We start from the raw sequence: 12322 nt of genomic DNA, 5'->3' as shown, positions 1-12322 counted from the left end.
ATGACGTGGTCGTTGTTCTCAGTGAAGCGCAGGACCCTTTAAATTTAGATATCTCCATTATCCCGGAACCGGGTTCGGGTTTCCGAGTTAAGAAAATGCTCGCGACGGGCAATTTTCAACAGAGGAGACGGCACAATGCCCACTGCCAAGAAAGCCAATGGCAACAACAAGGACCTGGAGGACCTTTTCCTCGATGGCCTCAAAGACATCTACTATGCCGAGAAGAAAATTCTGAAAGCCTTGCCGAAGATGGCCAAAGGCGCATCCGAAGAGCAAGTTTCGGCAGCATTCGAGAAGCACCTCGCTGAAACCGAGGGGCAGGTCGAACGTCTGGAGGAGGTCTTCGAGATTCTCGGCGCGGCCGCGCGCGGCAAAACCTGCCCGGCGATCGACGGCATCCTGGAGGAAGGATCTGAAATCCTTCAGGAGTACAAGGGTTCGACTTCGCTCGATGCAGGGCTCGTCGGTGCCGCGCAAGCCGTGGAGCACTATGAGATTGCCAGGTATGGAACCCTGATTGCCTGGGCTACGACGCTCGGCAAGGATGACGTGGTTGCGCTCCTCAATGCGACACTTGAGGAGGAGAAGGCCACCGACGAGGCGCTGACTGCCCTCGGTGAAGCCGGCGTCAACGAACGAGCGGCAGAACGGAAAGCGGCTTGATTGATCGCCTACCCAACCGCCTCGGCGACCTATGTGCCGAGGCGGTCCCGGGAGATGAAGGACATGATCACGCATATCTACAAAGGACTGGAATGTTTCCTGCTTGAGTGTTCGGCCGCGCTGGTCAGGCGCCGCGCCCTTGGTGGTTCGCGCAGCGATCCTCGGCAGTTGCGAGAACAGCGCAGAGATGAGTTCAGGGCCCGCAAAGTCGCCGAATGAGCGCCAAGATGGAGAGTCGGATGGGCTTCTTTGGAAAATATTTCTCAGGACTGTTGAGCAAGAAATCGACTGACGGCAAGGGGAGCGGCGATATGCGTAAAGCTACCGGCGCGGGTCCGGCGATTGCCGCGCATTCCAAAGATGCAAAGACATCCGCTGCTTCCGGTCAAAGCACCAATGCTTCGAGCAAAAATGCAGATGGACGATGACAAAAGGCAAGATTTGGCTACCGACCCTATGTCGCATCGAATCGGCGCAAAGACGTTAAATCGTCGAGATGACCCGCATCGCAACCTTCAACGTCAATGGCGTCAACGGCCGACTGCCAGTGCTTGTCAAGTGGCTTGGCGAAACCGGCTATGACATCGTCTGCCTTCAAGAACTGAAGACCTCTGACGAAAAATTTCCCGTCGATGCGATTAGAAACGCCGGCTATGGCGCAATCTGGCACGGACAGAAATCCTACAATGGCGTGGCAATCCTCGCTCGCGGGATTGAGCCGCTGGAACGTCGTCGAGGTCTGCCGGGCGATCCCGACGATTCGCACAGCCGCTACATCGAGGCTGATGTGAATGGGCTTGTTGTCGGCTGCCTGTATTTGCCCAATGGCAATCCAGCGCCGGGGCCGAAGTTCGACTACAAACTTCGCTGGTTCCAACGTTTGATCACCTATGGCCAGGTGCTGCTCGGCGATAGCTCACCGACCATCCTGTGCGGCGACTATAACGTCGTTCCAGGCCCGATCGACGCGGCGGTGCCGGGGCGCTGGGTTGGCGATGCCGTTTACTTCCCCGAGAGCCGGAGCGCGTACGCCGAAATGCTTGCTCAGGGCTGGATCGATGCCGTCCGTCGCATTCATCCAGAAAAGGGAATTTACACCTATTGGAACTTCTCCTACCGCGGCGGGTACGATCGGAGTTCCGGGCTCCGGATGGACCATCTCTTGCTGAGTTCATCCCTATTGGATCGCCTGAAGAATGCCGGAGTAGATGCCGAAACGCGTGCATGGGACAAGCCGAGCGATCATGCCCCAGCCTGGATAGAACTTGATTGAGCTTCCTCGGCAAGGAGCCTGAAGGCCTGGTGGCGCTCCTTCGTGATTAGATTTGGCCGCATGTCATGCCAGCAATGAGGACTTCCGGCGCCAAGCGATTCAAAGGACGCAATGATGACAAACAGTCAAAAGGAAGCTGAACTGATTGCGCGTCTTGCACGCCAGCATGGCGTCACCGATGGCGCTGTCATGGCTGTCCTCGAGGCGTTGCGGCGTGGTGGTGGAACCATGGCCCAGTTCAGCCACGTCGACTTCGGAGGAATGTCACAATGGTCTTCCGGCATGACGATGGTCGGCGACATGTTCAATGACAGCCTCAAGGCGAAGCTCAACGCTATCGCGGCGGAGCTCTCGGCCTACCTGCTCGATCATCCCGCCAAGCCAAAACGCGCCGACACGAATGTGAGCTATCGTTCTGCAGCTATGGCCCACGCCGGCTCATGGTGGCCTGAGGAGCTTGGGAGCCCGTCTGCCGCTGGTTCTCAAAACAATATGCGCTACGCAGCGTTTCCTGAGCGAAGCCGCCTGGTCATCGACGATCATGGAAAGATGGAGATTTATGACACAGGCGACCATCGCATATCCGGCGTTTCGCAGCGCCAGAGCACGGCCTCCACCCTGACCTTTGTCAGCCAGCACGGCGTGGTCCGCGTATCTGATCTCAAGCGCATATCTGCGACGTAGGCCAGGGCCGCTTCCATGCAGACAGTCACGCTCATCGGCTATCTCGCGACCGTCTGCTCGATGAGCAGTTTCACCCCGCAAGCCTGGAAAATCATCAGGACACGGGAGACAAGCGGCATCTCCGCGCCGACGTATGCCATCACTGTGTTGGGCTTCGCCTTGTGGCTGGCCTTCGGCATCATGAAGGCAGAGTGGCCGATCATAATCACGAATGGCGTCTGTCTCCTGCTGTCAGCCTTCATTCTCACAATGACAGTCCTGCCGCAGGCTGAGAAAGACGCAGTTGCCAAGGCTTTCGACCCCGACGACTAAATTAGCGCTTCCAACTTTTCAGCAGCGGACCTTGGCTGCCATATGCAGGATCCTTGCGCGGACGCCCCACGCTGGGGATGGTTGCGAGCGCATCGCTATGCTGATCCTTGCTCCTACATTCGTCATAACTCCCAAACGGAGGATACGCGCCGACAACCAAAAAATCATCGGATGCCGAGAGGCATTGGTGCCCGGTCCCTGCCGGGAGGACCGCGACGTCACCGGCCTTCAGCGACAGCGTTCGTCCTTTCTTGCCGCCAAATCGGACTTCAGCATTTCCGCGCGCAATTCCCAGAACCTCGTGTATTTGCGAATGATAGTGAACGTAATCATAGATGCCGTTTCGCCAGCTATCGCCCCATCCGTTTGCATCGAAAAGCACCTCCATGACGGCTGCTGGATCAAGTCCTTCGGGCAATTCGACGGCGCCGCGATAAACGACGAGCGGCCATGCTGGATGATTGGGTACAAGTCCATCATCCTTGAACCAGAACTCATTCGACTTTCGCTGCCTCACAAATCCGGCGACAGCTTGCTTGCGCGGTCTTGCGAAACCGGTGACGTTCTCGATCACTTTCTTGCTGGTTTCCAAAATGCTCATCGACGCTGCCTCTAAAGCAGAGGTTAGTTTAGCCGCTCGCTCAGAGCTCGACCTTCGCGTTGTCGCCCACATTCGGCTTGGCGCCGGTAAAGGCCGCAAACACCATCGTTGCGGTAGCCATCATTAGCCCCGGGCTGTCCCACAATTCGCCTTCGTCGGGTTTGACCGTTATCAGACGAATCTCGGGATCATCGGCATTATCCCACCAGGCTGAGTCAGTTTTCTCCCAGAGCTCGGCGATCTTTTCCCTATCATTTGTCACTGTGGCCGGGCCTGACATCGTGACGTATTTGTAGTGGCTGTTGTCACTCCAGGCCAATGTGACCTTTGGATAGGTCGACAGCTGCTTGCTCTTGGCGCTGTCGTCATTGACGAGGAAGTATATGGCGTTTTCTTCACGGACCACACGCGCAGATAGCGGACGGGCTCGATTGTACTCGCCGTCCCAGGTCACAAACATGCAGACGTCGATGTCCTCGGCGAGTTCCCAGATGCGGTCTGTTGCCTCGGCGGGCGTGAGGTCCGTCTGCTGCTCTCGGCGGTTAGCCATAAGCGTCCTCCTGCGGGTGAATATCCTCGCTTACAACTCACGTCCCGCCACGACGTTCCAACTCACTGGTTCCTTCGACCTGCTAAGCGGCGGTGGAACTTTCGAAATTGCCGGAAGTTTGGATGGCAAACGCGAGGCCATGATGGTGGACAAGACGCTTCGAACATCAAGACGGACACCCGAGCAGGACGCAAAGGGTCAGTCGGAAAAGGACCACAAGGGCGGGGAAGCGATGGCGTCGCCAGCGCCGATCCGCGGGTGATCTCCGGCAAAAAAGACGGCGACGCGACATTCCCTGTCAAGGGACCGAAGAAATAGCTATGAGCCCATTAGTCGGGCATCTGGCGGTGTCATCGATGCGCGGAGACAATTGACGAACGGGCTGAAATCATTTCGCGATGACACTTTGCTACCGTCACCGACGCGGATCACCTTCAACCCTCCGGAGTTCCATGGCCGCATGACGCGGATCCGCCTCAAGGCGCTAATGGCAGCCTGGAATCACGCGACCTTTGAAAAGAGAGCGACGTCGCATCTGGCCAAACCATAGCGCCATCGGTGATCGGTTGTGGCAACCCGGCTCTGGTAGAACAGTGAAAGCTGACTGCCATCGATCATCACTGTCGAGTGGCCGTTCTCGCCCGGTTGACCTGGCTCCAGCACCGGGCCGATCGAAACGTAAGGGCCGCTGACCTCGTCGGCTATGGCAAAAACACCCGTTGCCGGTTTCCCCGAAGGCCGTCCGGAAGAAAGCACGTGGCATTGAGAAGCACCCGGCCGTCCGGCAATTCGATCAGTTGCGCGCCCTCAATGCCCCATTCGTAGTCGGGATCATCTCTGGTGTTATGGTGGGGAACGTCGTTGTGGTCGAGGATTTTGCCGATCCGCTTCCACGGACCGAACCACGAGTCGGACTGGCTACGCGCCAGATAGATGTCGGGCTGAGGCACCCTGGTGAATTTTGGCATAGCCGAATAAACGAGGTAGCGCCCACCGCCAATGACTGCCGGATGCGGATCGTAAATGCCGTCCTCTTCCGTGTCCGGGATGGCCAGAATGGCCGGACTGAGGACTACCCAATGGAACCCGTCGTTGGAAACCGCATGCTCGCAACGGCCACCCGACTTCATGAATTCCGTCTGGATGAACATGTGGAAGACGCCGCACTCGTGGGTCACACCGGGAGCCGCAACACCAGTGCCGTTGATTGGAAGTTCGATCGGCTCATGCTCGGCCCACGGTCCATACAGATCGGGCGCCGTGGCATGCAAGATTCTCCACGTCTCGGTGGTGACCGTGCCGCTTGACCCGAAGACGTGCCAGACACGGCCATCGAAGACAGGACACGGGTCCTTGAGATCATCCACGCTTTGCGGATGAAACAGTGGAAAAACGTTGGTTTCAAAGTTGATGTTCATGTCAGCCCCGGAATTCGCCTCGGCAGTCGGAGACGCGCAGAGATACAGGCGAATCATTGATGTTAGGCACATTCTATAGCCAACGAGTTCAACGCAAATACGGCAATGCCGCTGTCCACCAGCATTCCTCGTTGAACCACGCTTTCAGTGGCGGCCGGGTTCCGACAGCCGCCCTCGCCTCCGCAACCAGATCCCGCTTCGTGCGTGGAACAAGCGGGCGACCGGGCCTTCTTCATTTCAGTTGGAACAACTCACCTGATCGAAAGTTAGGAGCTGGAACTAAGTAGTTCTCTCCATTCGCGATTAACAAATGTTAATCGTAACATAAATAGTGTCACAGAGGGAGTATGTCAATGGATGCGGCCTTTGGCGGGGTAACCGGCAGTCAATATGTTCGTCGCGAAAATATACTGGTCTGCTTCTCCCACTTACGATGGAATTTTGTTCACCAGCGTCCGCAGCATCTCCTCACTCTCGCATCCGCTCAGCAGCGAGTGGTCTACTTTGAAGAACCCGTTTTCGAAGAATTGCCGCAGCCGCTGATGCGGACGAGCGTGGCATCGGAAAACATTCTGATTGTCACACCAGTGCTGCCGCTCGGCACGTCGGCCGCGAAAGCAGATGCCGTCCAGCGGAGATTTGTGCAGCAGACCATCGCTTCTATGCCGCATAGCCGGCTGATCGCCTGGTACTACACCCCAATGGCTCTTCGCTTTACGGAATTCCTCGACCCAGACATATGCGTCTATGACTGCATGGACGAACTCTCTGCGTTCAGGAATGCGCCCCCCGAGCTGGGCCAGATGGAAAAGGCGCTTCTGCGCCGCGCGGATCTGGTTTTCACCGGTGGTCTAAGCTTGTTCGAGACCAAGCGTCACCTGCATCCTGCCATCTTTCCATTTCCGAGCAGCATCGATGTGAGGCACTTTCACACCGCAAGACGGCCAGGAAGGGACCCAGCCGACCAGGCCGGCATTCCTTCCCCGAGGGTTGGATATTTCGGCGTCATCGACGAGCGGCTGGACGTCGATCTCGTGGCGCTAGCGGCAAAGACAATGCCGGACGTGCATTTCGTCATGCTCGGTCCGGTCGTCAAGATCGACCCTGCAAGCCTGCCGCAAGCCGAAAACCTGCATTGGCTTGGCCCGAAAGCCTACTGCGATCTGCCCGACTATTTGCGCCATTGGGACGCCGGATGGATGCCGTTTGCCCTCAACGAGGCGACGCGTTTCATCAGCCCGACCAAGACGCCGGAATTCCTCGCCGCGGGTCTGCCGGTGATCTCGACGGCAATCGTCGACGTGGTGCGCAGTTACGGTGCTGCCGGGCTGGTGGAAATCGCCGACTGTGACGATCTGGAAATCAAGCTGCGCTCCGTCCTTTCGCGACCCCGTCAGATGCTCCTGCAGCAAGTCGATGCCTATCTTGCGGACATGTCCTGGGAACGGACATGGAATGCCATGGCAGCTCACATTGAGCGCGCCTATCAACGCAAGAAGGTCGTGCCCCTTCGCAGGAGTGCATAGCCATGTTCGATTGGCTGATCGTCGGCGCGGGTTTCGCCGGCAGCGTGCTTGCCGAAAGGATAGCGTCGCAGCGTCAGGAAAGCGTTTTGCTGATCGATCGCCGCAGCCATGTGGGAGGCAACGCCTACGACTGCTACAATGAAGCCGGCATCCTCATCCATCGCTACGGCCCGCACATCTTCCACACCAACAGCCAAACGATCGTGGACCACCTTTCGCAGTTCACGCAATGGCGGCCGTACGAGCACAGGGTGTTGGCGGCCGTGGACGGGCAACTGGTTCCCATCCCGATCAATCTCGACACCATCAACCGGCTTTACGGGCTGGACCTGACCTCGGCACAGCTGGAGGATTTCTTCGCGTCGCGACGCGAAACGGTGGAGGATGTCCGAACGGCCGAGGACGTCGTCGTCAGCACCGTGGGGCGCGAGCTCTATGAAAAATTCTTCCGCGGCTACACAAGAAAGCAATGGGGCGTCGATCCCAGTCAGCTGAGCAAATCTGTCACGGCACGAGTGCCGACCAGGACCAACCGTGACGACCGCTATTTCAGCGACAGCTTCCAGAAAATGCCGGCCGGCGGGTACACGCGGATGTTCGAGCGCATGCTCGACCATCCGAATATCAAGATCATGCTGCAGACCGATTTCCGTGAAATTCGTGAGAAGATACCGTTCAGGCGCATGGTTTATACCGGCCCGATCGATGAATATTTCGGCTGGCAGCTCGGGCACCTTCCGTACCGTTCGCTTCGTTTCGAGCACGTTACACTGGATCGCGAGCAATTTCAGCCGGTTGCCGTGGTCAATTATCCCCAGACGGAAGATTACACGCGCATTACCGAGTACAAACATCTGACCGGCCAGCAGAGTTCGCGGACCAGCCTGACCTACGAATATCCCACGGACATCGGGGACCCGTACTATCCCGTGCCCCGGCCCGAAAACGAAGTGCTCTACAAGCGCTATGAAGCGCTCGCGGCAAGCTGCCCAGACGTGTGGTTTGTCGGTCGGCTTGCAACTTACCGCTATTACAACATGGACCAGGTAGTCGGACAGGCTCTGGCCACTTTCGCGCGCATCCAAAAAAGCCTCCCGGCCTGGGCGCGCACGGAGGAGCCGTTGTTGGCCGAGCCGAGAAGATAGTTTCTTCCAAGACGGAAGATCGGGCGGGTATCAGAAGGAGAAACTCGATGGATACAAACTTCAACTCGGAAAGCCGTGAGATATTTATCGTCGGCTTGCGCAACGCGCACGCCATGGAAAATCAAGCGCTGTCGATCATGAAGCCTCAGGTCGAGCGTATAGAGAACTATCCGGAGGTGGCCGATCGCTTGCGCCGGCACATTCAGGAAACCGAAGGCCAGATCACGAGACTCGAGTCCGTCCTGGAGGGCCTTGGCGAGGAGCACTCCACCCTCAAGGACACCGCCTTGTCGATGGTTGGCAGCGTGGCCGCCATTGGACATTCGATGGCCGGCGACGAGATCATCAAGAACAGCCTGGCGAATTTCGCATTCGAGAACTACGAGATTGCTGCCTACAATTCGCTGCTGGTACTGGCCGACGCCGGGGGCTTCCAGGATGCTGAAAGGGCCCTCAAGCAGAACCTGAACGAAGAGGAAGCCATGGCCAACTGGCTCAAGGAAAATCTGAGCGACGTTACCATGCGGTATGCCAGGCTGCGCGAGGCCGGGGCGACTGCAAAAAGCTGATGCACCGCACCGGCGCGGGCGGCGTTTCGAAACAGACGCTCGCCCGCCCCTCCCTCGTTTGAGGCCTCTTCAAGGCGTCGTGTCCGCCACGAGAAGAGCTTGCTGACGGGCCAGTTCATCTGCTGTGGGTTTGCGCAGGTGTCGCCTGCCATCAGCCTGGATGACGGAAAACAAACCAACCTCGGCATGTCGCGAATTGTCCCAGCCCGGGTAGGCCGTTATCGGGTACAGGCAAATACCCTCGATCGGCGCTCCGAGACTGATTGCGGAACGCACCTCGTCGCAGACATAGTGGAGCCAAGCCGGCCCGCCGGATCCCTCGGAACCGGTCTCCGCAATGAACATCGGCTTACCGTAGCGGTGGGCAACTTCTAGCAACATTTCTGACAGGGCGCGGTACTCGTGGTGTCCCATCGGAATCGTCGGCCCGTTTACGTACCATTGATTGTGCGGATAAAAATTCAAGCCCACGACATCGACAACATCTTCGCTCCCGCCCAACTCAGGTTCGACGCGGCCCAGCAACATGTCGTAAGCTTCGAACTGCCCCTGTCGGGCGTTTTCGGCCCGGCGCCGTTCGCTGCGGGTCCGGTCACGAGGGGCGATATGGATAAGCGGCTCGGCCCAGACAAATCTGCAGGCGGGGTCGATCTCCCGCATTGCACGAACACCCGCGATGGCGGCCTTCACGAGGTGCCGCTTGAACCATCCACGTTTGTTCGGCCCCACGCGCGGGAAATAGCCGACCTCGACAGCCCATGCGAAAAAGGAGATTTCGTTGATGGGACACAACAGAGGCGATGTTCCGGTGATCGAACGGTGTACCTTGACGGCTTCTGCCGCGAACGAGGCATAGGCGTCGATGAAATGCAGCGAGCCCTGATCGACATGGTCCGGAGATCCGTAGTGAAAGATATCCCAGATTACCTGAACACCTGCCGATCGGGCTGCCTCCACCATTGGCGCCCAACTTGACCAGTCATAGGTTCCGGGAGCGGTTTCGATCAAATGCCAACGCAGGCCGTCGCGGATCGTGCGAAGGCCGAGTTCGGCGCAGCCGCGGTAGTCGCCCAGGGCATGCAAATTATGCGAGGTCGCACGAATAAGATCGAGGCGAACGCCGTCCTTGCGCCGGTGCGAGGAGCATTCAAAGCCTGCCATGAAAAAACTGGCGAAGCGCGAAGCTTCCGGAACCGAGGCCTCCGTCTGGCGTCCCACTTCGCTCATTTTTCGAAGTCTCCTTTGGGCAATCGGCTTCGAACTCGGCCGCCTTGTCCGGACCGGGAACCGCGTTGGCGAAATACCGAATTCAGTCGGGCGCGCCCCATGTTCGTTGCTCAGTCCAGCTCGTCCTTGCGTGGCCGGGTAGTGCCGAACCCATTGGTAGAGCCTTTGTTCCGGTGGTGAACTGTCCGGGCGCCGCGTGCAAATGAGGAACAAGGAGGCCCGTCCCAAGTTCGGGGCGATGTACAGCCGCCGTCATCCACTCGAGCGGCTGCTCGGCAACAACAGAGGCATGGGATCACATGACCGTTCAGATTCGACTTTCCGAGATCGACCACGCCAGGCGCGAGGATCGTGGCGACGGCGCTTGGAGCATCGCACCGGACCTGGGTTACTTGCGGCTAGCAATCGTCAATGTCGTGTTCTTCGGCGCACCGGGCAGCGGAGATCGGAACTGGGTGCTGATCGATACCGGGTTGCCGACGTCTCGCAGCAGCATTCTAGCGGTCGCGGAAAAGCGGTTCGGCGTTAACGCACGGCCGGCTGCAATCATCCTGACCCATGGCCATTTCGACCATGTGGGAACGGTTCTAGAACTCGCAAATGGCTGGGACGTGCCTGTCTTCGCCCATCCACTCGAGCACCCCTATTTGGACGGAACCACATCCTATCCGCCACCGGATCCCTGGGTTGGGGGTGGACTGATGGCGCTGCTTTCACCGCTTTTTCCACGCGGGCCAATCGATCTTGGCAGCCGTTTGCAACCCTTGCCCGCCGATGGATCGATCCCCGGAATGCCCGGATGGCAATGGCTGCACACACCCGGACATGCCCCTGGGCATATCTCGCTCTGGCGCGAGCAAGACCGCTCGCTCATTGTAGGAGACGCTTTCATCACCACCGGTCAGGAGTCGGTCTATGAAGTCGCCATTCAGGATCTCGAGATGCACGGTCCGCCGCGCTATTTCACGCCAGACTGGGATGCAGCGGAAAGGTCCGTGAAGCATCTGGCTGCCTTGGGTCCCCAGATGGTCATCAGTGGACACGGTGCGGCTGCTGCGGGAGTGGGCATGCGGCAGGCTCTCGATAACCTGGCTGAGCGATTCAGGGTATTCGCCGTCCCGCCGAAATTGAAATTCGTGCGCGAGCCAGCGTCGCCGATAGCTAGGCCAATCGAGCCGCCATCGTTCTGAAATTATGGTCGGATTGGCCAACGCGGGACCATCGGACAGAGTAACTCGGTCCAGCGGAACAAACCCGGCCGGCGACAGTTGGGGCACTCGCTCAGGGGGCGACACCCTGCGAAGTGCCGCGAGGTTCCGCGCCATGGGGAGGCTCAGATGGAAACCCGATGAACGCATGCCCCTAGCACGCGTTCCCGCAAAGAGAGATTGCAGAGCCGGTGTTGTTGCCATCCAGCCCTAAGTTGACACGCCAACTGCTCTGGATCCTCGGAGGCGCATTCTTGCCCGGTTGCGCGGGGGGAGTGCTCGATCCCCAAGGACCAATTGGCGTCGGCAATCGCACGATCCTTTTGAACTCGCTGGCGGTGATGCTGGTGATCGTTGTTCCCACGCTTGTTGCACTTCTGGCATTCGCCTGGAAGTTCCGCGCCTCGAACAGCAACGCCCGCTATAACCCGGAGTTCACCTATTCGGGACGCGTGGAGTTGATCGTCTGGTCGATCCCGACGCTCACCATCCTGTTCATTGGCGGTCTGATCTACTACGGATCGTATCAGCTCGATCCGCGCAAACCGATCCCTTCTAGCCAGCCGCCGCTCGACATTCAGGTGGTGGCGCTCGACTGGAAATGGCTGTTCCTCTATCCCGAGCAGGGCGTGGGCGCTGTCAATCAACTGGTTATCCCCGCCGGTGTTCCAGTGCGTTTCAAGTTGACCTCGGCCAGCGTGATGAACACGTTCTTCGTGCCCCAGCTTGGCAGCATGGTCTACGTCATGAACGGCATGCAGACCGAATTGCATCTGCAGGCCGACCGCGAGGGCAGCTTTTTCGGCCAGTCGGCGCACTTCAGCGGCGACGGCTTCTCGGATATGAATTTCAGTGTGAGCGCGGTTTCAGCCGATGCCTTCACCCGCTGGGCGTCATCGCTGCGTGGCGGGGGCGGCGTGCTCAACGCCAACGCCTATCGCGAACTCGCCCGGCAAAGCACAAATGTGGCGCCGGCTTCCTTCGGTCATGTCCAGCCTGGGCTGTTCGAAGCGGTCGTTCAGCAGACGCTCCCACCGGGTCCGGGGCCTGCTGAGAGCGCAGCCAGCGGCGAGCCACAGGTGAGCCCAAGGGCATTACCCGCGGCGGCGGCAACGATGACCCATCATCCACAAGGCGCAGAATGAC

The 12322-nt window shown here is 58.6% G+C and carries 15 protein-coding genes; 11 read left to right on the top strand and 4 right to left on the bottom strand.

Annotated elements, in window-relative coordinates:
* Positions 1-135: 135 nt before the first annotated feature.
* The 6 genes from NKL06_RS26175 (at position 136) to NKL06_RS26150 (ending at position 2932) form a co-directional block, all read left to right on the top strand.
* Positions 136-663 (top strand): YciE/YciF ferroxidase family protein, encoded by a 528-nt coding sequence (locus NKL06_RS26175; protein WP_023681150.1) that lies wholly within the window; start codon positions 136-138, stop codon positions 661-663.
* A gap of 63 nt (positions 664-726) precedes the next feature.
* Positions 727-882, top strand: coding sequence for a hypothetical protein (locus NKL06_RS26170; RefSeq protein ID WP_155923313.1), 156 nt, complete (start codon positions 727-729; stop codon positions 880-882).
* Positions 879-1091 (top strand): hypothetical protein, encoded by a 213-nt coding sequence (locus NKL06_RS26165; protein ID WP_245259911.1) that lies wholly within the window; start codon positions 879-881, stop codon positions 1089-1091. The genes NKL06_RS26170 and NKL06_RS26165 overlap by 4 nt, the downstream gene beginning before the upstream one ends.
* Positions 1092-1159: 68 nt before the next feature.
* Entirely contained in the window at positions 1160-1936 is a 777-nt protein-coding gene (xth, locus tag NKL06_RS26160) for an exodeoxyribonuclease III (protein WP_023691412.1), read from the top strand.
* 114 nt (positions 1937-2050) lie between these two features.
* Positions 2051-2620, top strand: coding sequence for a hypothetical protein (locus NKL06_RS26155; protein ID WP_031207947.1), 570 nt, complete (start codon positions 2051-2053; stop codon positions 2618-2620).
* Positions 2621-2635: 15 nt separating this feature from the next.
* Entirely contained in the window at positions 2636-2932 is a 297-nt protein-coding gene (locus NKL06_RS26150; RefSeq protein ID WP_023681146.1) for a SemiSWEET family sugar transporter, read from the top strand.
* 1 nt (position 2933) lies between these two features.
* Here the strand turns inward: NKL06_RS26150 and NKL06_RS26145 are convergent, their stop codons facing one another.
* The 3 genes from NKL06_RS26145 to NKL06_RS26135 form a co-directional block, all read right to left on the bottom strand.
* On the bottom strand, positions 2934-3533 hold the full coding sequence (locus tag NKL06_RS26145; RefSeq protein ID WP_023691414.1) for a cupin: 600 nt from the start codon (positions 3531-3533) through the stop codon (positions 2934-2936).
* 40 nt (positions 3534-3573) lie between these two features.
* Positions 3574-4083 carry a pyridoxamine 5'-phosphate oxidase family protein gene (locus tag NKL06_RS26140; protein ID WP_023691415.1) on the bottom strand — a complete coding sequence of 170 codons (510 nt, stop codon included), beginning with the start codon at positions 4081-4083 and terminating at the stop codon, positions 3574-3576.
* A gap of 701 nt (positions 4084-4784) precedes the next feature.
* Positions 4785-5501 carry a glycoside hydrolase family protein gene (locus NKL06_RS26135; RefSeq protein ID WP_352581134.1) on the bottom strand — a complete coding sequence of 239 codons (717 nt, stop codon included), beginning with the start codon at positions 5499-5501 and terminating at the stop codon, positions 4785-4787.
* Between the two features lie 353 nt (positions 5502-5854).
* On the opposite strand from NKL06_RS26135, the gene NKL06_RS26130 reads away from it, so the two are divergent.
* The 3 genes from NKL06_RS26130 to NKL06_RS26120 are packed head-to-tail and all read left to right on the top strand — an operon-like array spanning position 5855 to position 8741.
* The gene (locus tag NKL06_RS26130; protein WP_023691418.1) at positions 5855-7027 is read left to right on the top strand and encodes a glycosyltransferase family protein; all 1173 of its coding nucleotides are present in this window, start codon (positions 5855-5857) and stop codon (positions 7025-7027) included.
* A 2-nt stretch (positions 7028-7029) separates the two neighbouring features.
* Positions 7030-8172, top strand: coding sequence for a UDP-galactopyranose mutase (gene glf / locus NKL06_RS26125; protein ID WP_023691419.1), 1143 nt, complete (start codon positions 7030-7032; stop codon positions 8170-8172).
* A gap of 47 nt (positions 8173-8219) precedes the next feature.
* Complete coding sequence (locus NKL06_RS26120) at positions 8220-8741, top strand: ferritin-like domain-containing protein (RefSeq protein ID WP_023687824.1); 522 nt, start codon at positions 8220-8222, stop codon at positions 8739-8741.
* A 69-nt stretch (positions 8742-8810) separates the two neighbouring features.
* Here NKL06_RS26120 and NKL06_RS26115 read toward each other — a convergent pair whose 3' ends face one another.
* On the bottom strand, positions 8811-9968 hold the full coding sequence (locus NKL06_RS26115) for a hypothetical protein (protein WP_023691420.1): 1158 nt from the start codon (positions 9966-9968) through the stop codon (positions 8811-8813).
* Positions 9969-10267: 299 nt separating this feature from the next.
* Here NKL06_RS26115 and NKL06_RS26110 point away from each other — a divergent pair, with 299 nt between their 5' ends.
* Both NKL06_RS26110 and cyoA read left to right on the top strand, forming a co-directional pair.
* Complete coding sequence (locus NKL06_RS26110) at positions 10268-11158, top strand: MBL fold metallo-hydrolase (RefSeq protein ID WP_023668030.1); 891 nt, start codon at positions 10268-10270, stop codon at positions 11156-11158.
* 233 nt (positions 11159-11391) lie between these two features.
* On the top strand, positions 11392-12321 hold the full coding sequence (gene cyoA / locus NKL06_RS26105; RefSeq protein ID WP_245263729.1) for a ubiquinol oxidase subunit II: 930 nt from the start codon (positions 11392-11394) through the stop codon (positions 12319-12321).
* Position 12322: the final 1 nt, after the last annotated feature.

The organism is Mesorhizobium sp. C268A (assembly GCF_040324475.1).
Lineage (GTDB): Bacteria > Pseudomonadota > Alphaproteobacteria > Rhizobiales > Rhizobiaceae > Mesorhizobium.
This window is presented reverse-complemented; position numbering and strand designations above follow the sequence as displayed.